Raw genomic sequence first — 23,094 nt, 5'->3', positions numbered from 1 at the left:
GTTACATTCCGAACCCGGAAGCTAAGCCTCACAGCGCCGATGGTACTGCAGGGGGGACCCTGTGGGAGAGTAGGACGCCGCCGAACAAATTTTGAGGAAAACCCCCGTGTCATTCGGCACGGGGGTTTTCTGCGTTTACGCACCGCACCAGGGGCTTCCGCCCCCGTCCCTCGCTCTCTCTTTCAAAGTCTCCCTGCTGTCTTCAGCGCCAGATAGGCGTCTGCCAGCGCCGGCGCCAGATCGGCCGGTGCGGCGTCGACGACGGTGACTCCGTGGCGGCGGAGTTGCTCGGCGGTGCGATGGCGTTCGGTCTGCGCCTGGGCCGCGGCGGCGGCTTCGTAGACCGCGTCCACGCTGCCTCGGGACGCGGACATCTGTGTCACCAGCGGATCCGCCACCGAGGCGACCAGAACCGTGTGGCGCTGGGTGAGTTGAGGGAGCACGGGCAGCAGGCCCTCCTCGACGGGCGCCGCGTCCAGGCTGGTCAGCAGGACGAGCAGCGAGCGGCGCGCTGCCGTACGCAGGGCTGTGGCCGTAAGGCCCCGGGAGTCCGTCTCGACGAGTTCGGGTTCCAGCGTCGCCATGGCGTCGACCAGGGACGGCAGGACATCGCCAGCGGAGCGGCCCTGGACGAGGGCGCGAACCCGGCGGTCGTAGGCGAGGAGGTCCACGCGGTCGCCGGCGCGGGAGGCGAGGGCCGCGAGGAGCAGGGCGGCGTCCATGGAGGCGTCCAGGCGCGGGGCGTCGCCCACGCGGCCGGCGGAGGTGCGGCCGGTGTCCAGGACGAGCAGGATGTGCCGGTCGCGTTCGGGGCGCCAAGTACGGACGGCGACGGCGGACTGGCGGGCGGTGGCGCGCCAGTCGATGGAGCGGGTGTCGTCACCGGGGACGTACTCGCGCAGGCTGTCGAACTCCGTTCCCTCTCCGCGGATGAGCACACTGGTGCGGCCGTCGAGTTCCCGCAGCCGGGCGAGTTTCGAGGGCAGGTGCTTGCGGCTGGTGAACGGCGGCAGCACGCGTACCGTCCAGGGGACCTTGTGGGTGCCCTGGCGGGCGAAGAGCCCGAGAGGGCCGTAGGAACGGATGGTCACGCGGTCGGCCTGGCGGTCGCCGCGACGGGTGGGGCGCAGGCGCGTGGTGACACGACGCCGTTCGCCGGGCGGCACGGTCAGGCGATGCCGGGAGGCCGTCATTTCGGTGCCCGGCTGCCAGCTGCTGGGAGGCCAGGCGTCACGGAGCCGGGCGCGCAGCAGGCGGCGTGAGGGGTTGGTGACCGTGAGGGTGATGTCGGCGCTCTCGCCCAGGCGCACGGAGGTGTCCCCGGAGCGCGTCAGGCCGAGGCGTCGGACCGGCGCCGCCAGGGCGTAGTCGCAGGCGCAGGCCACGGCCAGGGGCGCGTTCACAGCGAGGATGCCCGACCAGCCCGGGTCCCAGATGCCGACGGGGAGGGAGCCGAGGGCCGCGAGGAGCGCGGCGCGTCCGGTGAGGGCCATCAGCGGGGGACCGGCACGTGAGCGAGGATCGCGTTGATCACCGAATCGGCGGTCACGCCTTCCATCTCGGCCTCCGGGCGCAGCTGGACTCGGTGGCGCAGCGTGGACAGGGCCAGTGCCTTGACGTCGTCGGGGATGACGTAGTCGCGACCGGTCAGCCAGGCCCACGCACGGGACGTCGACAGCAGCGCCGTCGCTCCGCGCGGAGAGACGCCGAGGGCCAGGGACGGTGATTCCCGGGTCGCCCGGCAGATGTCGACGACGTAGGCCGTGATCTCGGGGGAGACGGTCGTCTTGGCGATCGCGGCGCGGGCCGCGTCCAGGTCGGCGCGGCCGGCCACCGGGCGTACACCGGCGGCGCGCAGGTCGCGCGGGTTGAAGCCGTCGGCGTGGCGGGTGAGGACGTCGATCTCGTCCTGGCGGGAGGGCAGCGGGATGGTCAGCTTGAGGAGGAAGCGGTCCAGCTGGGCCTCGGGGAGGGGGTAGGTGCCCTCGTACTCGACCGGGTTCTGGGTCGCGACGACCAGGAAGGGATCGGGGAGCGGGCGCGGGGTGCCGTCGACGGTGACCTGGCGCTCCTCCATGGCCTCCAGCAGCGACGACTGGGTCTTGGGAGGGGTGCGGTTGATCTCGTCGGCGAGGAGGAGGTTGGTGAAGACCGGGCCGGGCTGGAAGGAGAACTCGGCGGTGCGGGCGTCGTAGACCAGCGAGCCGGTCACGTCGCTCGGCATCAGGTCGGGGGTGAACTGGACGCGCTTGGTGTCGATGTCGAGCGCGGCGGCGAGCGTGCGGACGAGCAGGGTCTTCGCCACTCCGGGGACTCCTTCGAGGAGGACGTGTCCACGGCAGAGGAGGGCGACGACGAGACCGGTCACGGCGGGATCCTGGCCGACCACGGCCTTGGCGATCTCGGCGCGCAGGGCTTCCAGGGAGGACCGGGCGTGGCCCGTGTTCCCGGTGTGCCCGGCGTTGTCAGTGGTCGGGTCCATCATGGACGGCGTACCTCTCTTTCGAGGGCGTCGAGTCGGTCGGCGAGGGTGACGAGGGCCGCGTCGTCGCCGGGCGGCGGGCCGAAGAGCAGGTCGTGCAGGGACTGTCCCTCGCCGTGAAGGCGGGTGGACAGGGCGGGGAGCAGGGCCTCGGGCGTGTGCGCCTGGGTGGCGGGGATGCCGACGAGGGGGGCCAGGCGGATGCGTGTGGTGGAGCGAAGAGCGGTGGCGGCGCGCTCGCGGGCGTTCGCCTTGCGGTAGAGGCGGGCGCGGCCTTCGACGGTTTCGGAGGCGCGGATCGCCACGGGGAGTTTTTCGGGCACGAGGGGACCGAGCCGGCGTGCCCGCCACAGGGCGGCCAGGGCCGCGGCGACGAAGAGTTGCAGGGTGCCCCAGAGCCAGCCCGAGGGGAGCAGATCGAAGAAGCCGCGGTCGCCGGTGTCGGGGGCCGACGCGTCGGAGAGCGAGGGGAGGTACCAGACCAGATGGGGGCGGGAGCCGAGGAGTTGCAGGGCGAGCGAGGCGTTGCCCTGCTTGGCGAGGCGGTTGTTGTAGAGGATGTCGGGGGTGCCGAGGACGACGGTGTCGCCGCCCTTGGTGGTCTGCGGGATGCGCAGCAGGGTGGGCAGGCCGTCGCTGGGGTAGCAGGCGTCCGCGTTCTTGACGGTGGTGGAGTAGCGGATGCCGCCGCCGGTGTCCGCGGTGCCGGCGCGGCGGGCTGGGGGCAGGGCGCAGCCGGGGGAGAGGGTGGTGTCGAAACTGGGTGTGTTCGCCGCGGTGACGCCCGGCGCCAGGCCGCTGACGGAGGGAAAGTCGGGGGCGACGAGGACGGTGCGTCCGCCGGTGGCGTCGGTGGCGTGGCGCAGCCGGGACTGCTGTCCGTCCGTCAGCAGGTCGGGGACGGCGACCAGCAGGGTGGTGTCGGGTCCGGCGGCGGCGCGTGCCTGGCCGAGGGTGGTGACCACGCGTGTGGACACGCCGTGGTCGGCGAGGAGCGCGGCGACGGCGCGGCTGCCGTAGGGGTCGGCGGAGCGCGGGTCCAGGCGGCCGTGCTGGGCGCCCGACTGAACCGCGGCGATCGCCACGGCGGCGGCGAGGAGGAGGACGAGGGCGAGCAGGATCCCGCGCGTGCGGATCCACACCTGGCGGCCGGTGCGCGGGACCGAGGTGGAGGGGAGCGTGGCCTCGGTGGTCATCCGGCGGCTCCCTGGTGGCCGGTGGGGGCCGTGCCGTGGCCGGTGCCGGCGAGTTGGGGCCTGGTGCGTTCGAGGTCGCGGTCGAGTTCGGCGATGCCGTGGTACGCCGCTTCGGTCGCCTGGCGGCCGCCGTATGTGACGTCGTCGAAGTCCCGGGCGGCGGCGCGCAGCCGGTCGGTGTGCGCGGGGAGGGCGCGGCCCGCCTCGGCGGCGGCCTCGTCGGCGGTGCGGCCGGGGCGGACGTCGAGCAGGGCTCGTTCCTCCAGGGAGCGGACGATGGCGCGCATGCGTTCCTGGACGGCCTGGTTCCAGTGGCCCTGGACGGCGTGCGCCTCGGCGGCGGCGCGGTGTTCGGCGGCGCTGCGGGGGCGGTCGTCGAACAGGGCGGCGGAGGAAGTGGGTTCGCGGCGCGGTGTGCCGAGGCGCCACCACAGGGCACCGAGCACGGCGAGGACGGCCACGATGACGACGATCAGTCCGACGCTCCCGCCCGGGGTGGCGACCGAGGCGGAGTCGAACAGTTTGCCGACCCAGTTCCAGAAGGCGTTCAGGGCGCGTTGGACCAGGCCCGGGTCGTGCTCGTGGTACATCGGCTTGGACAGTTCGCGCCGGGCCGCCTCGCGTGCCGGGTCACGCGGGACGGTCACCGGTGGCTCGGCCCCGGAGCGTGACTGCGCCAAGGCCGTGCCGCGGGTGTGCAGCGCGATCCGCAGTGCTTTGTCCACGGCGTGTGGGAACGCCGGCAGTGCTGTGAGAACTCCCCCCGCCAGGCTCACGGCATCAGCTCCCGGAGGCTGGTGCGTCGGATCCGTAGCCCTGGACGCCCGCGGCACGGGCCAGGTCGAGGTCGAGGGCCTCGCGGCGGATGCGCTGGTCGATGTAGAGCAGCACGGTGACACCGGCCGTGATCGGGAAGGTGACCGTGGAGCCGAGCACGGCCCCGATCCCGGTGATGATCAGGTAGGCCCAGCCGACGTTCGGGGTGCCGCTGAGGAAGGCGGACATGCCGTCTCCGCCGAAGACCAGGGCGAGGGCGAAGAAGGGGATGGCGATGACCGCGGAAACGAGGCCCGCGATGAGTCCCGCCAGCAGCTGGATGCCGAAGACGCGCCACCAGGAGCCGCGGATCAGCTTGGCGGAGCGGCTCATCGACTTGACGATGCCCTGCTTCTCCAGCATCAGGGCGGGCGAGGCGAGCGAGAAGCGGACCGCCAGCCACAGGGCGGGCACGCAGGCGGCCAGGCCGCCCAGGAAGGCCAGTGCTATGCCACCCAGGGGCGAGGAGGTGGTGGCGACGAGTATGCCGGGCAGCGCGCCGACGGCGATGATGCCGAGGCAGATGATGAGCAGCAGGGTGACCAGCCCGAACAGCTTGAGCACCTGGGGGCGGGCGTCCCGCCAGGCCTCCGCGGTCGTGACCGGCTTGCCGAGGACCGCGCGGCTGGTGACCGTCGTGAGCAGTGCGGTGGCCATGACGGTGGCGACCAAGGAGACGATGAGGACGGCGCCGGAGCCGAGCATGGCGTCGCCCATGGCGCGGCCGACTTCGCCGGGGGTGGCGTTCGGGTCGCTGAGGACCTGGTTGCTCGTGCTGTCGAGGATCAGGCGTTGCACCAGGATGGCGATGATCTGGGAGAAGACCGCGACGACCAGGGTGATGCCCAGGACGGTGCGCCAGTGGGCGCGCATGGTGGACACCGTGCCGTCGAGGATCTCGCCCACGCCCAGCGGGCGCAGCGGGATCACGCCGGGCTTGGCAGCGGGGGGCGGGCCGCCCCAGCCGGCGCCGCCCCAGGCGCCGTAGCCGGCGGGACCGCCGTAACCGGGAGCGCCATAACCGGGGCCGCCATGACCAGGAGCGCCGTAACCACCCGGGCCGCCGTAACCACCCGGGCCGCCGTAACCACCAGGGTTTTGACCGCCGGGGCCGTAGCCGGCCGGGGGCTGTCCGCCCCAGGCGGGGCCGGCGGGTTGCGGTGGTGCCTGGCCGGGGGCCGGGGCTCCCGTGGGCGCGGACCACTGGCCCGGCGGCGGCTGCTCCTTGGACCACTTCACGCCGGGGCCCTGCGGCTGCTCGCCCGAGTGGTCCGCGGGTGGTGCGGCGTCGGGCCGGCCGGCGGCGTCGGCAGGTCCGGACGCGCCGGTCTCCTGTCCGTCGGACGGGGCGGATCCGGGCGAGGCCCAGCCCGGAGTGTCAGTCATCGTCGCTCCTTCACGGTGCCCGTCCGCCGTCGCGGCGGCAGGTTGGCAGCCATCGTGCCATGGGGTGGTCTTCGGGCGACCGGCGGTGCTGGCGGCTGCGTACCTTCAATTGTCCGCCGGATAGGGGGCACACTGACGGCATGGCTGATCAGTACGCGCAGACCCGCGAGGACGACCGGGCGGCCGGTACCTCGGCGATCCGCTGGGAAGAGCCGCCCGAGGGCCCGGTGCTGGTCCTCCTCGACCAGACCAGGCTTCCCGCCGAGGAGGTCGAGTTGGTGTGCACGGACGCGCCCGCGCTGGTGGAGGCGATCCGGTCGCTTGCCGTACGCGGGGCGCCGGTGCTCGGCATCGCCGGGGCGTACGGCGTCGCGCTCGCCGCCGCGCGCGGCTTCGACGTGGACGAGGCCGCGACCGCGCTGGCGGCTGCCCGGCCCACGGCCGTGAACCTCGCCGTCGGTGTGCGCCGGGCGCGGTCCGCCCATCAGGCGGCGCTCGCCAGGACCGGCGACCCCGGGCAGGCCGCCTCGGCGGCGCTGGCCGCGGCGCGGCAGCTGCACCAGGAGGACGCCCGGGCCAGCGCGCGGATGGCCGAGCACGGACTGGCGCTGCTGGACGAGCTGCTGCCCGGCGGCGGGCACCGCGTCCTCACCCACTGCAACACCGGGTCGCTGATCTCGGGTGGGGAGGGCACGGCGTTCGCGGTGGCGCTCGCGGCGCATCGAGCCGGACGGCTGCGGAGGCTGTGGGTGGACGAGACCCGGCCATTGCTCCAGGGCGCCCGTCTGACGGCGTACGAGGCGGCCCGCAACGACATGTCGTACACCCTGCTCACCGACAACGCGGCGGGCTCCCTGTTCGCGGCCGGTGAGGTGGACGCCGTGCTGGTCGGCGCGGACCGTATCGCCGCCGACGGCTCGGTGGCGAACAAGGTGGGCAGCTATCCGCTCGCGGTGCTCGCGCGTTACCACCACGTGCCGTTCATCGTGGTGGCGCCGGTGACGACCGTGGACCCGGCGACCCCGGACGGCGCGGCGATCGAGGTCGAGCAGCGACCGGGCTACGAGGTGACCGAGTTCATCGCGCCCCAGGTCCCGGTCACGGGAGCCGGCAGCGGTCTCCCGGTCGCGCCGCTGGGCACGCAGGCGTACAACCCGGCGTTCGACGTGACCCCGCCGGAGCTGGTGACGGCGATCGTCACCGAGGAGGGCGCCGTCTCGCCGGTGACCGCCAAGGGACTGGCCGAATTGTGCGCCAGGTCGAGGGGGACCACGGCAGACTGAGCACCGGCACCCCCGTTCTCGGGCCGCAGGCAGACAGTGACGGCTCAATACGACTATCGTCACAGGCCAGTGAGCTGTCTCACCTGGATCTTCACCACCGTTACGAGAATGGGATGATGTCGGTTATGAAGGGACGAGTCCTTGTCGTCGACGACGACACCGCACTGGCCGAGATGCTCGGGATCGTGCTGCGTGGTGAAGGTTTCGAGCCGTCTTTCGTGGCCGACGGCGACAAGGCGCTGGCCGCCTTTCGTGAGACGAAACCCGATCTGGTCCTGCTCGACCTGATGCTGCCCGGCCGCGACGGCATCGAGGTGTGCCGCCTGATCAGGGCGGAGTCCGGGGTGCCGATCGTGATGCTGACGGCCAAGAGCGACACCGTGGACGTCGTCGTGGGCCTGGAGTCCGGCGCCGACGACTACATCGTGAAGCCGTTCAAGCCGAAGGAACTGGTGGCCCGTATCCGGGCGCGGCTGCGCAGGTCGGAGGAGCCCGCACCGGAGCAGCTCGCCATCGGCGACCTCGTCATCGATGTCGCGGGGCACTCCGTGAAGCGGGACGGGCAGTCGATCGCGCTGACGCCGCTGGAGTTCGACCTGCTGGTCGCGCTGGCCCGCAAGCCGTGGCAGGTGTTCACCCGCGAGGTGCTCCTGGAGCAGGTCTGGGGCTACCGGCACGCGGCCGACACCCGCCTGGTGAACGTGCACGTGCAGCGGCTGCGCTCCAAGGTCGAGAAGGACCCGGAGAAGCCGGAGATCGTGGTGACCGTCCGCGGTGTCGGTTACAAGGCCGGACCGAGCTGACGTGTCGGGGGACAGCGCCGCTTCGGCGCCCGGGGGTTCCGGGGCCGGCGCGGGGCGGCCTGTCGGCCGGACGACCGCCGGCTCCCGCTGGGGACGCCTCCTGGAGGGCGGGCTGCTGCACGGCGGTGTCCAGGGCAGCCCGGTCCTGCGTCTGTTTCTGCGCTGGGTGCGCCGGCCGCTGCTGCCCGTGATGCGGTTGTGGCGGCGCAACATCCAGCTCAGGGTCGTCGCCACCACCCTGCTGATGTCGCTGGGCGTCGTACTGCTGCTGGGTTTCGTCGTCATCGGCCAGGTGCGCAACGGACTGCTCGACGCCAAGGTGAAGGCCTCGCAGAGCCAGGCCACCGGTGGTTTCGCGGTGGCCAAGCAGCGGGCCGACGAGGCGGCGACCGGCCCCGGCGACGACGTCTCCGCCGCTGACGGCCACTCCTCGCAGAACGTCATCCAGTGGATGAGCGACCTGGTGTCGTCGCTGTCCAGCGGCGGTCAGGGCGCCTTCGACGTGGTCACGCTGCCCGCCGGCGACGACAGTGGTGGCGGGCGCGGTCCGCGCGCCTCCGGCGGCGTGGATCCCACGGCGAGCGTTCCGGAGGAGCTGCGCGCCCGCGTCAACAACGGCGTGGTGGCCGCACAGAGTTACGCCCGCATCGCCTACCAGGGCGGCGACAAGGGCTCCCAGCCCGCGCTGGTCATCGGCAAGCAGGTCAACGACCCCAACGGCGATCCGTACCAGCTGTACTACCTCTTCCCGCTCACCCAGGAGGAGAAGTCGCTCAGCCTGGTCAAGGGCACGCTGGCGACGGCCGGTCTGTTCGTCGTCGTACTCCTCGGAGCCGTCGCCTGGCTGGTGGTGCGGCAGGTCGTCACGCCGGTGCGGATGGCGGCCGGGATCGCCGAGCGGCTGTCGGCCGGGCGGCTCCAGGAGCGGATGAAGGTCACCGGTGAGGATGACATCGCGCGACTCGGTGAGGCCTTCAACAAGATGGCGCAGAACCTTCAGCTGAAGATCCAGCAGTTGGAGGAGCTGTCGCGGATGCAGCGCCGGTTCGTCTCCGACGTCTCGCACGAGCTGCGTACGCCGTTGACGACCGTGCGGATGGCCGCCGACGTCATCCATGAGGCGCGCGAGGACTTCGACCCGGTCACCGCCCGCTCGGCGGAACTGCTCGCCGACCAGCTCGACCGGTTCGAGTCGCTGCTCGCGGACCTGCTGGAGATCAGCCGTTTCGACGCGGGCGCGGCGGCGCTGGAGGCCGAGCCGATCGACCTCAGGGAGGTCGTGCACCGGGTCGTCAGCGGCGCCGCGCCGCTCGCCGAACGCAAAGCGACGCGGATACGGGTCGTCGGTGACCAGCAGCCGGTCGTCGCGGAGGCCGACACCCGGCGTGTGGAGCGCATCCTGCGCAATCTGGTCGTCAACGCTGTTGAGCACGGCGACGGCAAGGACGTCGTCGTCAAACTCGCCGCGGCGGGCGGCGCGGTCGCCGTCGCGGTGCGCGACTACGGCGTCGGGCTCAAGCCGGGTGAGGCGACTCGTGTGTTCAGCCGCTTCTGGCGGGCGGATCCGGCGCGCGCCCGCACCACGGGCGGTACCGGTCTGGGGCTGTCGATCGCCCTGGAGGACGCCCGGCTGCACGGCGGCTGGCTTCAGGCGTGGGGCGAGCCGGGCGGCGGCTCGCAGTTCCGCCTGACGCTGCCGAGGACCGCGGACGAGCCGCTGCGGGGCTCGCCCGTCCCGCTGGAGCCGAAGGACTCGCGCCGCAACCGCGGGCTCGACGACGCCGGTCTGCCTGGCGGGAAGCGTGCCACCGTGCCGGTCCAGGCGACGGGTGAGCGGATGGCGTCCTCACGGGACCCGATCGCGTCCCGGTCGGCGGCGGTGGCCCCGACGGCCGATCCGACGGCGCTGCCAGGCAACGGCGCGCGTGTGGTGCCCCGACCGGCCGCGGGCGGGCGGCGGCAGGAGGCGGCGTCCGCCGTGGACGCCGCGGGGAAGGGGCCTGCGGACTCCGCTGCCGCCGAGGAAACCGGGCCGCGGGACGACGTGACACAGCAAGGGGAGGCATTTCGTGGGCGCTGACCGCGTGGGGGGCGTGCGGCGGCCGGCGCGCGCGGTGGCGTACGCCGCTTGCGGGGCCGTACTGCTGGCGGGGTGCGCCTCGATGCCGGACAGTGGGGATCTGCGGGACGTGGAGTCCACCCCGCGCCAGGACAGCCAACTGCGGGTGTTCGCCATGCCGCCCCGGGAGGATGCCCCGCCCTCGGAGATCGTGCAGGGCTTTCTGGAGGCCCTGACCAGTGACGATCCGCAGTATGCGACGGCGCGTCAGTATCTGGCGGGGACGGCGTCGGGGCACTGGCGGCCGGAGCAGTCCACGACCGTGCTCGCGGGCAGTCCGAACATCCAGGCCGACCGCACCACGGGGCACGACACCAGCCACGACAACAGCGACGACTACGCGTTCACGCTGACCGGCGACAAGGTGGCCCGGGTTGACGTGCAGCAGTCGTACACGCCGATGCGCGGCGAGTACAGCCAGCCGGTTCATCTGACGCGGGACAAGAAAAGCGGGCAGTGGCGCATCGACGTGCTGCCGCAGGGCGTCGTCATGGGACAGTCGGACTTCCAGCGCAACTACATGTCCGTCAACAAGTACTACTTCGCCTCCAACACCTGGGCGGATTCGGCCACATCGGCGACCGCCGTCGCCGATCCCGTCTTCGTGCGCCGGCGCGTGGACGCGATGACACAGGTGGTGCGCTCCGTGCTGAGCGGGCCCACGGACTGGCTCGAGCCGGCGGTCAGTTCGAGCTTCCCGGCCGGGACGGAGCTGCGTCGCGGGGTCACCTCGCTGGCGCCCGACGACCAGAACCGGCTGACGGTGCCGCTGAACGAGAAGGCCTCCGGGGTCGGGCGCGAGAAGTGCCGGGAGATGGCGACCCAACTGCTGTTCACGCTGCAGAACCTGACACCCACCGTGGACACCGTCACGCTCCAGCGCGCCGACGGCGGCACACTGTGCTCGCTCGAGGAGGAACAGGCCGAGGCCGTTGCCACGCGCGGGTCGGTGAAGCGGCCCGACTACCTGTACTACGTCGACGACAAGCAACGGCTGGTGCGGATCGCCGGCGGCGGCACCGCCATGGTCGCCGACCCCGTGCCCGGGGGGCTGGGTGAGGGCGTCCAGAAGCTCCAGGCGGCGGCGGTGTCGTGGGACGAGCGCACCGCGGCCGGGGTCGGCGACAACGGCAAGTCGCTGTTCGTGGGCTCCCTCGTGGAGGGCGGAGCCCTCGACGCACCGGTCCTGCAGAGCCAGGTCCGGCTGACGGTACCGAGCTGGGACGCGCGCGGTGACCTGTGGGTGGCCGACCGCGATCCCGCCCGGCCGCGACTGGTGGTGTTGGAGCAGGGCGGGGGCCAGCCGCTCGACGTGCGCGTGCCCGGGCTGAAGGGGCGTGTCGACGCGGTGCGGGTGGCCGCCGACGGGGTGCGGATAGCCCTGGTCGTGCGGGCGGAGAACGACAGTAAATCCCTGCTCATCGGGCGGATCGAACGCGACGACAAGGCCGGGGACCGACCGGTGGTGTCGGTGCTCGAACTGCGTTCGGCGGCTCCGGAGCTGGAGGACGTCACCGCCATGTCGTGGGCCGGCGAAAGCCGCCTCGTGGTGGCCGGGCGGGAGAAAGGGGGCGTGCAGACGATGCGGTACGTCCAGGTCGACGGTTCCACGCCGGAGGGCCCGCCGCCGGCGGCGCTCACGGGGGTGCAGTCGCTCGCCGCGGCCGAGGACGACCGGTCGCCGCTGGTGGCGTACTCCTCGGAGGACGGGATCGTCCGGCTGCCGTCAGGGACGCAGTGGCAGAAGGTGGTCAAGGACGGGTTGGCGCCGGTCTACCCGGGGTGAGCGGCCTTCCGTCCAGAGCGGGCTGAGCGCTTCCCTCCCTCCCAAACGGGCTGAGAGAGCCTTCTTTCCTCCCTCCCGAGCGGGCCGGGACATCTCTTGGTCGCCCGTGTGAGGGAAGCCCTGGTGACGGTTGGGGAAGTTGTCCACAGGGGGTTGTCCACAGGGCTGGCCGGGACGGTGCGCCGTAGGCACAGTGGAAGACATGCACGGGTGGTGGCAGGACCTCACCGACCTGGTGCTGCCGACCGAGTGCGGCGGCTGCGGCAGGCCTCGCACGGTGCTCTGTCCTCGGTGCCGTGCCGCCCTGAGCCGGGGCGCACCGCGCCGGGTGCGACCGGTGCCGGAGCCGTCCGGACTGCCTGCGGTGTACGCCGCGGCGCCGTACGCGGACGCGGTGCGGGCGGCCCTGCTCGCCCACAAGGAGCGGGGCGCACTGGCTCTCGCGCGCCCGCTGGGTACGGCGCTGGCGGATGCGGTACGGGCCGGGCTGCGGGCGGCGGCGACGGGAGCGGGGAGAACGGGAGCGGGAGCCGGGGCGGCCGGCGGGGTGGCAGGTGGTGCCGTGCTGCTCGTCCCCGTGCCGTCCGCGCGGCAGGCGGTGCGGGCCCGGGGACACGATCCCGCGCGGCGGATCGCGCTCGCGGCGGCCGGTGGGCTGCGGCGGTCCGGGACGCCGGCCCGGGCCCTGGCGGTGCTGCGCCAGCGGCGCGTCGTGGCGGACCAGTCGGGGCTGACCTCCCGGCAGCGGCTCGAGAACCTCGCGGGCGCGCTGGAGGTGCCCGCGGGCGGTGCGCGGCTGCTGCTGAGCGGTCCGGTGGTGCTGGTCGACGACGTCGTGACGACGGGAGCCTCGTTGGCGGAGGCGGCGCGGGCGGTCACGGCGGCCGTGTACACGGCGCGGGGCCGGGAAGGGATGAGGAAACAGAAGTCGAGATCAAGGCAGAAGGAGCAGCAGGAGGGGAACTCGATGTATGGCGCACCCGAAATGGCGTGGGTGTACGGCGCCGGTGATGTGGTCTGCGCGGCGGTCGTCGCGGCCTCTCCGGATTCCTTCGGAATAGACCGGAACTGATCGAGAACTTGCATCGTTGCAGGTAATGAGTGGGTCAATTCACCTGAACGGAGGTACGCCGCAGTAGAGGGTGACGTCATCCGTCCGGGCGAGATATGTTCGGGTTGTGAGGGAAAGGCGCAGGCCATCCCCGTCATATCCGAATGCCGTGCTGCGGGTTTCCGCTATCACCCGTACCGGCCGGGTGGAGATCTCGCCCGCGGGGGAGGAGGAGGTGGACGTCACCGAGTCCGAGGTTCCGGAGCTCACCGGAACCGGGTGCACAAGGGAGATGCTCCGCCGTCGGAGCGGAGCGATCCGGGAACGGAGTTCTGCGTGGACATCGTCGTCAAGGGCCGCAAGACCGAGGTGCCCGAGCGGTTCCGCAAGCACGTGGCCGAGAAGCTGAACCTGGAGAAGATCCAGAAGCTCGATGGCAAGGTGATCAGCCTCGACGTCGAGGTGTCCAAGGAGCCCAACCCCCGACAAGCCGACCGCTGCGACCGGGTGGAGATCACGCTCCGCTCCCGCGGTCCGGTGATCCGGGCGGAGGCAGCGGCCAGCGATCCGTACGCCGCGCTCGACCTGGCGGCGGAGAAGCTCGGTGCCCGGCTGCGCAAGCAGCACGACAAGCGTTTCTCGCGGCGTGGCGCACGACGGATCTCGGCCGCCGAGGTCCCCGACCACGTTCCCGGTGCGGCGACCCTGAACGGCAGCGGTCAGACCGTCACGGAAGCGGAAGCGGGCCAGGTGCCCACCAAGAAGGTCGGCTCGCTGGAGGTGCAGGGGGACGGACCCCTCGTCGTCCGCGAGAAGACCCACGTCGCCTCCCCGATGACCCTCGACCAGGCCCTCTACGAGATGGAGCTGGTCGGGCACGACTTCTATCTCTTCGTCGACTCCGAGACCAAGGAACCCAGCGTCGTATACCGGCGGCATGCCTATGACTACGGGGTGATCCACCTCCGGACGGACACGATGGTCACTCAGGCGCCCGAGGCGGGCGGCACACTGGGCGGTTGAGCCACCCCGGCGACAACAACAGCTGCGACGGTGCCCCTGGAGCGCGGTGTGCGCCCCCAGGGGCACCGGTGTGCGCCCCCTTCACACGCCGCTTGGTCACCGCAGTGTCGGCGGGGCATGGAATCATGGCGGCAACGGCCCAACCGATGGGCCGTTGCCTTGGGTTGGCCACCGCATCACAGACCGGGCCACAGCCTCAGGGGGAGGAACAACGATGGCGGACAGCTTCGGACCGATGAGGGACGAGGGTGCCGACGGCGGCGTCGTCGGCGTGGCACCGGAGGCGGGCACCGCGCGCAAGGAGCCGATCAGAGTCCTTGTCGTGGACGATCACGCACTCTTCCGTCGCGGCTTGGAGATCGTGCTCGCCGCCGAGGAGGACATCCAGGTGGTCGGCGAGGCGGGTGACGGGGCCGAAGCCGTCGACAAGGCCGCCGACCTGCTGCCCGACATCGTGCTGATGGACGTACGCATGCCCAAGCGCGGCGGGATCGAGGCGTGCACGTCCATCAAGGAGGTCGCACCCAGCGCCAAGATCATCATGCTGACGATCAGCGACGAGGAGGCCGACCTCTACGAGGCGATCAAGGCCGGCGCCACCGGCTACCTCCTCAAGGAGATCTCCACGGACGAGGTGTCCACCGCCATTCGCGCCGTGGCCGACGGGCAGTCGCAGATCAGCCCCTCGATGGCGTCGAAGCTGCTCACCGAGTTCAAGTCGATGATCCAGCGGACCGATGAACGTCGCCTCGTCCCCGCCCCCCGGCTGACCGACCGTGAGCTGGAGGTCCTCAAGCTCGTCGCCACGGGGATGAACAACAGGGACATCGCCAAGGAGCTGTTCATCTCCGAGAACACGGTGAAGAACCACGTCCGCAACATCCTGGAGAAGCTCCAGCTGCACTCCAGGATGGAGGCGGTGGTCTACGCGATGCGGGAGAAGATCCTCGAGATCCGGTAGGGCCCGGTAAGGCCCTGCGGGGCCGCCCGGAAGGTCAGCCGACGGCGCGGGAGAGTTCCCGCACGAGGGGCTCGCGCAGCTCGGGCGGTTCCACCCGTTCCACGCGTACGTCCGTGCAGTCGACCCAGCTCGCCGCCTCGACGAGCGCCTGGGCGACGGCGGGTACGGACCGTACGCCGTCCAGGGTGACCTGCTTGGCCACGAGGGTGCGGCCCTCCCGGGCGGGGTCCACGCGGCCGACGAGGCGGCCGCCGGCGAGCACGGGCATCGCGAAGTAGCCGTGGACCCGCTTGGGCTTGGGGACGTAGGCCTCCAGGCGGTGGGTGAAGCCGAAGATCCGCTCGGTGCGCGCCCGCTCCCAGACCAGCGAGTCGAAGGGCGACAGCAGAGTGGTGCGGTGGCGGCCGCGCGGGGGTGTGGCCAGCGCCTCCGGGTCCGCCCAGGCCGGCTTGCCCCAGCCCTCGACCGTGACCGGGACCAGCCCGGAGTCCCCGATCACCGCGTCGACCTGCTCGCCCTTGAGGCGGTGGTAGTCCGCGATGTCCGCGCGGGTGCCCACGCCCAGGGACTGGCCGGCCAGGCGGACCAGCCGGCGCAGGCACTCGGTGTCGTCCAGTTCGTCGTGCAGCAGTTCCTCGGGGACGGCGCGCTCGGCGAGGTCGTACACCCGCTTCCAGCCCCGGCGCTCCACGCAGACCACCTCGCCGTACATCAGGGCGCGCTCGACGGCGACCTTGGCGCCCGACCAGTCCCACCACTCGCTGGTCTTCTTGGCCCCGCCCAGCTCCGTCGCCGTCAGTGGGCCCTCGGCGTGCAGCTGCTTGACGACCTGGTCGTACGCCCCGTCGGGCAGTTCGTGGTTCCAGTGCGGGCGGTTGCGGTAGGCGCGGCGGCGGAAGGCGAAGTGGGGCCACTCCTCGATGGGCAGGATGCAGGCGGCGTGCGACCAGTACTCGAAGGCGTGCGGGCGCGCCGACGGCGTGCCGGTGGACGCGGCCGCCCAGTAGGCCCGCTCGACGGTCGTGCGGCCGACCGCGCCGAGGCGGGCGTAGGGCACCAGCTCGTGGGAGCGGGCGAGTACCGAGATGGTGTCGAGCTGGACCGCGCCGAGGTGCCGGAGGACACCGCGCACACCGGACCGCCGGTCGGGTGCGCCGAGGAAACCCTGGGCACGCAGGGCGATGCGGCGGGCTTCGTCCGCCGAGAGATCGGTGCTGGGACGCGGGAGCGAGGTCATGGCATCGCACGATAAGGGGCGGCACCGACAACGCGCGCCGAGCTGCGCTTTCGCCGACGACCCTAGGCGGGAGCGGGCAGGTAGGGCGCCGCCGAGGGCAGGCTCAGGTCCGACGGCAGCAGGGAACCCACCCAGCAGTCCCGTCGCACCCCCTTGTTGTTGAGCCCCGAGCGCAGGGTGCCCTCCACGGTGAAGCCGACCCGTTCGGCGACCGCGCGGGAGGCGTGGTTCCCGACCTCGGCACGCCACTCCAGGCGGTCGACGGCGAGGTGGGTGAAGGCCCAGCGGGCGACGGTGAGGGAGGCCTCGGTCACATAGCCGTTGCCGCGGTGCTCCTTCGTGGCCCAGTAGCCGATCTCGGCCTCGCCCAGCGAACGCATCGTTATGCCGAGCGTGCCCACGAGGTCTCCGCCGGAGCCGGGGAGGAAGAGCCCGAAGGTGAACATCGAACCGTTCGCCCAGCCCAGGGGGACCATGTCCCCCGTGAAGCTCTGCGCGTGCTCGGGCAGGTAGGGCGAAGGAAGCTGGGAGAGCCAGCGCTGGATTTCGGGGTCCTGCACGGCCGCGTACACCGCGTCGGAGTCCTGGGGGCCGAGCGTGCGCAGGAGCAGATGGTCGGTGGTGAGCGTGACGGGTTCCATCGCCCGATTCTGCTCGGGGGCCGCGGGAGGCGCCATCCCTTTTCCTGGTGTGTGGGGGGTTGATCGCATTTTCTCGATACGTGAGGAAGTGATCACAATTCGCGCAGAACGTCGCCGGAACACGGCACCATCCGCGACCCCCGGACGTTGTTCACGTTGAGGTCCCCGTGAAGCTGCGGACGGGTGGCCTTGCGGCAGGCCCTCCCGGCTTGGCTGTGTCCTCGCATACGATGGCCGTTGCTCAGTACGTCAATGGAAACCGACCGTCCCAGGCCCGACCGGCAAGGAGACCAACCCCCGTGTCCGTCCTCTCGAAGATCATGCGTGCAGGCGAAGGCAAGATCCTGCGCAAGCTGCACCGCATCGCGGGCCAGGTCAACTCCATCGAAGAGGACTTCGTCGCCCTCTCCGACGCCGATCTGCGTGCCCTCACCGATGAGTACAAGCAGCGGTACGCGGACGGCGAGAGCCTGGACGACCTGCTCCCCGAGGCGTTCGCCACGGTGCGCGAGGCGGCCAAGCGTGTCCTCGGCCAGCGGCACTACGACGTCCAGCTGATGGGCGGCGCCGCCCTGCACCTGGGTTATGTCGCCGAGATGAAGACCGGCGAGGGCAAGACCCTGGTCGGCACCCTGCCCGCCTATCTGAACGCGATCTCGGGCGACGGCGTGCACATCATCACGGTCAACGACTACCTGGCCGAGCGCGACTCGGAGATGATGGGCCGCGTCCACAGGTTCCTGGGCCTGTCCGTCGGCTGCATCCTCGCGAACATGACGCCGGCCCAGCGCCGCGAGCAGTACGGCTGCGACATCACCTACGGCACGAACAACGAGTTCGGCTTCGACTACCTCCGCGACAACATGGCGTGGTCCCAGGACGAACTCGTCCAGCGCGGCCACAACTTCGCGATCGTCGACGAGGTCGACTCCATCCTCGTCGACGAGGCCCGTACGCCGCTGATCATCTCCGGCCCGGCCGACCAGGCCACCAAGTGGTACGGCGACTTCGCCAAGCTGGTCACCCGCCTGAAGAGGGGCGAGGCGGGTAACCCGCTCAAGGGCGTCGAGGAGACCGGCGACTACGACGTCGACGAGAAGAAGCGCACGGTCGCCATCCACGAGGCCGGTGTCTCCAAGGTCGAGGACTGGCTGGGCATCGACAACCTCTACGAGTCGGTGAACACCCCGCTCGTGGGCTACCTGAACAACGCCATCAAGGCCAAGGAGCTCTTCAAGCGCGACAAGGACTACGTCGTCATCGACGGCGAGGTCATGATCGTCGACGAGCACACCGGCCGTATCCTCGCCGGCCGCCGCTACAACGAGGGCATGCACCAGGCGATCGAGGCGAAGGAAGGGGTGGACATCAAGGACGAGAACCAGACGCTCGCCACGATCACCCTGCAGAACTTCTTCCGCCTCTACTCCAAGCTCTCCGGCATGACCGGTACGGCGATGACCGAGGCCGCCGAGTTCCACCAGATCTACAAGCTCGGCGTGGTCCCGATCCCGACGAACAAGCCGATGGTCCGCAAGGACCAGGCGGACCTGATCTACCGCACCGAGGTCGCCAAGTTCGAGGCGGTCGTCGACGACATCGCCGAGAAGCACGAGAAGGGCCAGCCGATCCTGGTCGGCACCACTTCGGTGGAGAAGTCGGAGTACCTCTCGCAGCAGCTCAGCAAGCGCGGCGTCCAGCACGAGGTGCTCAACGCCAAGCACCACGAGCGCGAGGCGTCGATCGTCGCCCAGGCCGGCCGCAAGGGCGCGGTGACCGTGGCGACGAACATGGCCGGCCGCGGTACGGACATCAAGCTCGGCGGCAACCCCGAGGACCTCGCCGAGGCGGAGCTGCGCCAGCGCGGCCTCGACCCCGAGGAGCACATCGAGGAGTGGGCGGGGGCCCTGCCGGAAGCGCTGCAGCGCGCCGAGGAGGCGGTCAAGGCCGAGAAGGACGAGGTCGAGAGGCTCGGCGGCCTGTACGTGCTCGGCACCGAGCGGCACGAGTCGCGTCGTATCGACAACCAGCTGCGCGGTCGTAGCGGCCGTCAGGGCGACCCGGGCGAGTCCCGCTTCTACCTCTCCCTGGGCGACGACCTGATGCGTCTGTTCAAGGCGCAGATGGTCGAGCGCGTGATGTCGATGGCGAACGTGCCGGACGACGTGCCGATCGAGAACAAGATGGTCACGCGCGCGATCGCGTCGGCCCAGTCCCAGGTCGAGCAGCAGAACTTCGAGACGCGCAAGAACGTTCTGAAGTACGACGAGGTGCTCAACCGGCAGCGCGAGGTCATCTACGGCGAGCGGCGCCGCGTCCTGGAGGGCGAGGACCTGCAGGAGCAGGTGCAGCACTTCATGAACGACACCATCGACGCCTACGTCGGGGCGGAGACTGCCGAGGGCTTCCCGGAGGACTGGGACCTCGACCGGCTGTGGGGCGCCTTCAAGCAGCTCTACCCGGTGAAGATCACCATCGAGGAGCTGGAGGAGGCGGCCGGGGACCGTGCGGGTCTGACGGCGGAGTTCATCAGCGAGTCCATCGAGAACGACATCCGCGAGCAGTACGAGGCCCGCGAGACGCAGCTCGGCTCCGAGATCATGCGTGAGCTGGAGCGCCGCGTGGTGCTGTCGGTGCTGGACCGCAAGTGGCGCGAGCACCTCTACGAGATGGACTACCTCCAGGAGGGCATCGGTCTGCGCGCGATGGCGCAGAAGGACCCGCTGGTCGAGTACCAGCGCGAGGGCTTCGACATGTTCACCGCGATGATGGAGGGCATCAAGGAGGAGTCCGTCGGCTACCTGTTCAACCTGGAGGTCCAGGTCGAGCAGCAGGTCGAGGAGGTGCCGGTCGAGGACACGAAGCCGGTGGCCGACCTGGAGAAGCACGACGCGGTTCCGGCGCAGGCCGGCGCGCGTCCGGAGATCCGGGCCAAGGGGCTGGACGCGCCGCAGCGGCGTGACCTGCACTTCTCGGCGCCGACTGTGGACGGCGAGGGCGGCATCGTCGAGGGTGAGTTCGCCGCGGACGGCGAGCCCGTGCGTTCGGAGGCCGACGGCCTCACGCGTGCGGAGCGGCGCAAGCAGGCCAAGGCCGGGCGCCGCCGCAAGAAGTGACCGGCGCTCTCTGAGAGAGCCGCCGGCGTACAGGGAAGGGCCGGGCACCCTCGGGTGCCCGGCCCTTCGGCTTGGGCCGCGGTCCGCCGTCAGGGCAGGTCGTCCTTCGTGCGGGGCATACGGGGGCCGCCCAGTTCCACCGCCGTGCAGCGCCAGCGCCGGTCCCGGCCCTGCTCCAGGCGGAACGCCATCGCGCGCAACTGGTCACCCGCGCCGATGCGGGCGAAGGCCTCCACGGCACCCGGGCGGGGCTCGTAGTAGCCGATGTCGCGCACGACGGGGCGGACGCCGCGGGTGCGCAGCGCGCCACGCTCCGCGAGCCAGGCGAGCTCGTCGTAGGCCCGGCCCGCGGTGTGCCGGAGCATCCAGTGCACGGGCCGCTGCCCGCTGAGAACGGCGAGCAGCCGATCGGCGAACAGATCGGTGGCGACGGGCAGCGAAACCGCCCGCACGGCGTTTTGAGCACCGGGCCCGATCCCCGCCGCGCCTGCCGTGCCCGCGGCGCGGGCTGCGCCCGCGTAGCCGCCCGGCTCGGACCTGTGGGCACCCACCAGACGGGTTCCAGCCGCGACCGCTGTGCGGGCTGGGGCAGTCCCGGCGGACGCGCCCGCCGCGAGGGCTGCCGCGTTGGCGGTGGGCACCGGGTGGGGGCCCGGGTGTGTCGTGTCCGACCTGCGGGCTGCGCCCGCCGGGAGCCCTGGGGCCGTTCTGGCGACTGTCCTTGCGGTGCCGGCTGCCGCGTTGGCGGCCGGGTGTGCCGTGCTCGTCCTGCGGGCTGCGCCCGTTGAGCGGGCTGGAGTCGTCCTGGCGCCTGCGCTCGCCGTTGGGCCTGGGGCCGTCCTGGTGGTAGTGCTCGCTGTGCCGGCTGCCGCGTTGGCCGTGCGTGCCGGGTTGCTGCCTGGGTGGCCCGTATCCGTCCTGCGGCACCGGCCCGCCGCGACGGCCGGGATCGCCGTCTCGGCGCCGTCGTTCGGCCGTGGGATGTGCCCTCCCGAGTCCCGCGTGCCGGTCCGCGCGGGTCGGGGGCGGAGTGGGGTGGCTGGAGGGCGGGTGTCGCGGGGGCCCGTGACAGGTGCGGAGCTGTTGCGGGGTGGGGGGTTGTCGTCGGCTGTGCGGGGGAGGGTTCCGCCTGGGGTGCGGGGCGGGTAGCCGCCGGGGCGGCGCGGGTCGCGGCGGCCCGGCGGGTGGGTGCCCGGGCGGCGCTGGGTCCTGGTCATGACCTTGTTCATGAGTCCCCGTTCGGTGTCGTTGTCCGGCGCCGGCGCCCAGGGCACCGGTTTGGTACCGGGCAGTAACTTCCTGCTGGGGCTCTTGTACGGGGCCGAGGGCGCCACGGCAAGGAAGGCGCGGCGCGCGTCGGGCCGTGGACGAGTTCACCTGTACGAGTGATCGCGAGGGCCGGGAGCCGTGTGGGGACTGGGGCGGACCGGGTGAGGTGAGGGGCTCGCGGTGGACGGTTCGGGCGGTGTGGCCGGGGACTCGAAAGGGGGCTCTCGCACGTATCCTGAAGGCCGTCCGGGCGGCGAGCCCTCCGACCACGAAAGCGGCCTGCCATGCGTGTCTACGTCCCCCTGACCCTCTCGGGCCTCGCCGAGGCGCACAAGGCGGGGGAGCTGGGGACGGGGGCGCTCACCGCGTACGCCGTGACGCCCGCCCTGCGCGAGTGGTACCTCTCCGACGACATCGAGGAGCTGGAGTACGCCGCGCTGAACCGGGCCGCCGTCGCCTCGCTGCGGCTGCTGGCGCTGGACCCGGGCGCACCGCGGCGCCGTGTGGTGGTCGCTGTGGACGTGCCCGACGGAGCGGCGACGGCCGACCCCGACCGCGGGCTCGACCCGGCCGCGCTCGGCGAGGTGCGGGTGGCCGGTCCGGTGCGGCTGGCCAAGGCGGCCGCCGTGCACGTCGACTCCGATGACGCGGAGGCGGACGTGACCGCTGCGGCCGAGGCCCTGGGAGCCGCGGACGCGGGGGACGACGACGCCCAGTTCGTGGTGGACGGGGCCGAGGACCACGAGCTGCTCTGGTACGCCACACAGGAGATCCCGAACCTCGTCGGGTTCGGCGGCTGAAGCCCCCGGATCGCGACCGCACCACAGGTCGCGACCTGCCGATCTCCTGATTGTCAGTGGCGGCGGGTACGTTTTCCGGTATGGGGAAACAGTCAGGGGCGCACATCGTCTGGGACTGGAACGGCACGCTGTTCCACGACAACGACGCGGTCATCGGCGCGACGAACGCGGCGTTCGCCGAGCTGGGCCTGGAGCCGATCACGCTGGAGCAGTACCGCGCGCTGTACTGCGTGCCGGTCCCGAAGTTCTACGAGCGGCTGCTGGGCCGGCTGCCCACCGAGGCCGAGTGGGACACGATGGACGGCGTCTTCCACCGGTACTACTCCGAGCACCGCACCAGATGCACCCTGACCGAGGGGGCCGTGGAGCTGCTCACCGGATGGACGTCGGCCGGGCACAGCCAGTCGATCCTCAGCATGTACGGGCACGAGGACCTCGTCCCGCTGGTCCGGGGCTTCGGGATCGAGACGCACTTCCTCCGGGTGGACGGGCGGACGGGCCGCTCCGGCGGCAGCAAGGCCGAGCACATGGTGCGGCACCTGGGCGCGCTGTCCGAGATGGTGAACCCCGCGCGCACGGTGGTGATCGGTGACGCGGCGGACGACGCGGTGGCCGCGCTGCACGTCGGGGCGCGGGCGGTGCTCTACACCGGCGGTTCGCACAGCCGGGCCAGCCTGGAGGAGGCCGGCGTGCCGGTGGTGGACACCCTGCGGGAGGCGGTCGAGGAGGCGCAGCGGCTGGCCGAGTGAGCGGCACGCGGCGAGAAGCGTGGGAAAAGAGCGGGGGAGACGCGCGGGAGACGCGGGGGAGAGAGAAACGGGGGTGACGAACGTGGAGTGGGAAGCGCGGAGCGGGAAACGCGGTACGGCGGGGCCCGGCGGAGCCATACGCCGCCTTCGCCGTCCCCACCCCTGTGCAGAACGTCAAACTTCCACCCCCGGTTTTGTACACATACGGCTCATGACGGGCCCCCCGTGAGGAGCGATAGCCTTGTGGCGTGATCAGCGCGATAGTTCGCGGGGGCGCCGTCGCCTCCGCTGTGCGCCCGGTGAGCACGGACCACATCCGTGTCCGGGCGGCGGTCGCTGGTCCTCGCGGGCGGGAAGGGGCCTCGACGGCCCCCAG

General features: G+C 71.7%; 18 protein-coding genes and 1 rRNA gene. 11 read left to right on the top strand and 8 right to left on the bottom strand.

Translation table 11 applies throughout. The features are described from left to right. Window positions 1-86 (top strand): 5S ribosomal RNA (gene rrf / locus ACWC91_RS39615); the annotation flags it as partial. A 96-nt stretch (window positions 87-182) separates the two neighbouring features. On the opposite strand, the gene ACWC91_RS39610 is transcribed toward rrf, so the two are convergent. From ACWC91_RS39610 to ACWC91_RS39590, 5 genes are read right to left on the bottom strand one after another with little or no spacing between them, the layout of a single operon-like run. Continuing rightward, window positions 183-1,493: a DUF58 domain-containing protein gene (locus tag ACWC91_RS39610; protein ID WP_225078698.1), complete on the bottom strand. Its 1,311-nt coding sequence runs from the start codon at window positions 1,491-1,493 to the stop codon at window positions 183-185. After that, on the bottom strand, window positions 1,493-2,482 hold the full coding sequence (locus ACWC91_RS39605; protein ID WP_225078697.1) for an AAA family ATPase: 990 nt from the start codon (window positions 2,480-2,482) through the stop codon (window positions 1,493-1,495). Before ACWC91_RS39605 ends, ACWC91_RS39610 begins: the two co-directional genes overlap by 1 nt. Beyond that, window positions 2,482-3,678, bottom strand: a complete 1,197-nt coding sequence (locus ACWC91_RS39600) for a DUF4350 domain-containing protein (protein WP_376503528.1) — start codon at window positions 3,676-3,678, stop codon at window positions 2,482-2,484. The genes ACWC91_RS39605 and ACWC91_RS39600 overlap by 1 nt, the downstream gene beginning before the upstream one ends. After that, window positions 3,675-4,454: a DUF4129 domain-containing protein gene (locus ACWC91_RS39595; protein WP_374114037.1), complete on the bottom strand. Its 780-nt coding sequence runs from the start codon at window positions 4,452-4,454 to the stop codon at window positions 3,675-3,677. The genes ACWC91_RS39600 and ACWC91_RS39595 overlap by 4 nt, the downstream gene beginning before the upstream one ends. 4 nt (window positions 4,455-4,458) lie before the next feature. Next, window positions 4,459-5,880: a hypothetical protein gene (locus ACWC91_RS39590; RefSeq protein ID WP_225078694.1), complete on the bottom strand. Its 1,422-nt coding sequence runs from the start codon at window positions 5,878-5,880 to the stop codon at window positions 4,459-4,461. Between the two features lie 140 nt (window positions 5,881-6,020). Here ACWC91_RS39590 and mtnA point away from each other — a divergent pair, with 140 nt between their 5' ends. From mtnA to ACWC91_RS39555, 7 genes are all read left to right on the top strand, one after another. After that, on the top strand, window positions 6,021-7,163 hold the full coding sequence (gene mtnA / locus ACWC91_RS39585) for an S-methyl-5-thioribose-1-phosphate isomerase (RefSeq protein WP_225078693.1): 1,143 nt from the start codon (window positions 6,021-6,023) through the stop codon (window positions 7,161-7,163). A gap of 113 nt (window positions 7,164-7,276) precedes the next feature. Further along, the gene (gene mtrA, locus ACWC91_RS39580; protein ID WP_281156101.1) at window positions 7,277-7,966 is read left to right on the top strand and encodes a two-component system response regulator MtrA; all 690 of its coding nucleotides are present in this window, start codon (window positions 7,277-7,279) and stop codon (window positions 7,964-7,966) included. Between the two features lies 1 nt (window position 7,967). After that, window positions 7,968-10,046, top strand: a complete 2,079-nt coding sequence (gene mtrB / locus ACWC91_RS39575; protein ID WP_225078691.1) for an MtrAB system histidine kinase MtrB — start codon at window positions 7,968-7,970, stop codon at window positions 10,044-10,046. Further along, window positions 10,036-11,871 (top strand): LpqB family beta-propeller domain-containing protein, encoded by a 1,836-nt coding sequence (locus ACWC91_RS39570; protein ID WP_450642117.1) that lies wholly within the window; start codon window positions 10,036-10,038, stop codon window positions 11,869-11,871. Before mtrB ends, ACWC91_RS39570 begins: the two co-directional genes overlap by 11 nt. Before the next feature lie 202 nt (window positions 11,872-12,073). After that, window positions 12,074-12,943, top strand: a complete 870-nt coding sequence (locus tag ACWC91_RS39565) for a ComF family protein (protein ID WP_225078689.1) — start codon at window positions 12,074-12,076, stop codon at window positions 12,941-12,943. A gap of 315 nt (window positions 12,944-13,258) precedes the next feature. After that, on the top strand, window positions 13,259-13,945 hold the full coding sequence (hpf, locus tag ACWC91_RS39560) for a ribosome hibernation-promoting factor, HPF/YfiA family (RefSeq protein WP_225078688.1): 687 nt from the start codon (window positions 13,259-13,261) through the stop codon (window positions 13,943-13,945). A 214-nt stretch (window positions 13,946-14,159) separates the two neighbouring features. After that, window positions 14,160-14,906 (top strand): response regulator, encoded by a 747-nt coding sequence (locus ACWC91_RS39555; protein ID WP_225078687.1) that lies wholly within the window; start codon window positions 14,160-14,162, stop codon window positions 14,904-14,906. A gap of 34 nt (window positions 14,907-14,940) precedes the next feature. Here the strand turns inward: ACWC91_RS39555 and ACWC91_RS39550 are convergent, their stop codons facing one another. Next, a complete protein-coding gene (locus tag ACWC91_RS39550) occupies window positions 14,941-16,143 on the bottom strand; it encodes a winged helix-turn-helix domain-containing protein (protein ID WP_225078686.1) in 1,203 nt (400 codons plus the stop codon). A 62-nt stretch (window positions 16,144-16,205) separates the two neighbouring features. Next, window positions 16,206-16,784: a GNAT family N-acetyltransferase gene (locus ACWC91_RS39545; protein WP_450642116.1), complete on the bottom strand. Its 579-nt coding sequence runs from the start codon at window positions 16,782-16,784 to the stop codon at window positions 16,206-16,208. Window positions 16,785-17,083: 299 nt separating this feature from the next. Here ACWC91_RS39545 and secA point away from each other — a divergent pair, with 299 nt between their 5' ends. After that, entirely contained in the window at window positions 17,084-19,900 is a 2,817-nt protein-coding gene (secA, locus tag ACWC91_RS39540; protein ID WP_225078684.1) for a preprotein translocase subunit SecA, read from the top strand. 89 nt (window positions 19,901-19,989) lie between these two features. Here the strand turns inward: secA and ACWC91_RS39535 are convergent, their stop codons facing one another. Next, the gene (locus tag ACWC91_RS39535) at window positions 19,990-20,451 is read right to left on the bottom strand and encodes an Rv3235 family protein (RefSeq protein WP_281156098.1); all 462 of its coding nucleotides are present in this window, start codon (window positions 20,449-20,451) and stop codon (window positions 19,990-19,992) included. Window positions 20,452-21,453: 1,002 nt separating this feature from the next. Here ACWC91_RS39535 and ACWC91_RS39530 point away from each other — a divergent pair. After that, window positions 21,454-21,969: a DUF6912 family protein gene (locus ACWC91_RS39530; RefSeq protein WP_225078683.1), complete on the top strand. Its 516-nt coding sequence runs from the start codon at window positions 21,454-21,456 to the stop codon at window positions 21,967-21,969. An 80-nt stretch (window positions 21,970-22,049) separates the two neighbouring features. After that, window positions 22,050-22,718, top strand: coding sequence for an HAD family hydrolase (locus ACWC91_RS39525; RefSeq protein WP_225078682.1), 669 nt, complete (start codon window positions 22,050-22,052; stop codon window positions 22,716-22,718). Window positions 22,719-23,094: the final 376 nt, after the last annotated feature.

This window comes from Streptomyces sp. NPDC001204 (genome assembly GCF_053598035.1).
Note: the sequence above shows the minus strand (reverse complement) of the source record. Positions and strands in the feature narration are given on the sequence as shown.

What these genes read in the sequence shown, in the direction of transcription:
- ACWC91_RS39600 (WP_376503528.1), bottom strand. Translation starts at nt 3,678, where the DNA reads ATGACCACCGAGGCCACGCTCCCCTCCACCTCGGTCCCGCGCACCGGC.
- ACWC91_RS39525 (WP_225078682.1), top strand. Translation starts at nt 22,050, where the DNA reads ATGGGGAAACAGTCAGGGGCGCACATCGTCTGGGACTGGAACGGCACG.
- ACWC91_RS39550 (WP_225078686.1), bottom strand. Translation starts at nt 16,143, where the DNA reads ATGACCTCGCTCCCGCGTCCCAGCACCGATCTCTCGGCGGACGAAGCC.
- mtnA (WP_225078693.1), top strand. Translation starts at nt 6,021, where the DNA reads ATGGCTGATCAGTACGCGCAGACCCGCGAGGACGACCGGGCGGCCGGT.
- ACWC91_RS39610 (WP_225078698.1), bottom strand. Translation starts at nt 1,493, where the DNA reads ATGGCCCTCACCGGACGCGCCGCGCTCCTCGCGGCCCTCGGCTCCCTC.
- ACWC91_RS39590 (WP_225078694.1), bottom strand. Translation starts at nt 5,880, where the DNA reads ATGACTGACACTCCGGGCTGGGCCTCGCCCGGATCCGCCCCGTCCGAC.
- ACWC91_RS39545 (WP_450642116.1), bottom strand. Translation starts at nt 16,784, where the DNA reads ATGGAACCCGTCACGCTCACCACCGACCATCTGCTCCTGCGCACGCTC.
- ACWC91_RS39605 (WP_225078697.1), bottom strand. Translation starts at nt 2,482, where the DNA reads ATGGACCCGACCACTGACAACGCCGGGCACACCGGGAACACGGGCCAC.
- ACWC91_RS39565 (WP_225078689.1), top strand. Translation starts at nt 12,074, where the DNA reads ATGCACGGGTGGTGGCAGGACCTCACCGACCTGGTGCTGCCGACCGAG.
- ACWC91_RS39530 (WP_225078683.1), top strand. Translation starts at nt 21,454, where the DNA reads ATGCGTGTCTACGTCCCCCTGACCCTCTCGGGCCTCGCCGAGGCGCAC.
- ACWC91_RS39555 (WP_225078687.1), top strand. Translation starts at nt 14,160, where the DNA reads ATGGCGGACAGCTTCGGACCGATGAGGGACGAGGGTGCCGACGGCGGC.
- mtrA (WP_281156101.1), top strand. Translation starts at nt 7,277, where the DNA reads ATGATGTCGGTTATGAAGGGACGAGTCCTTGTCGTCGACGACGACACC.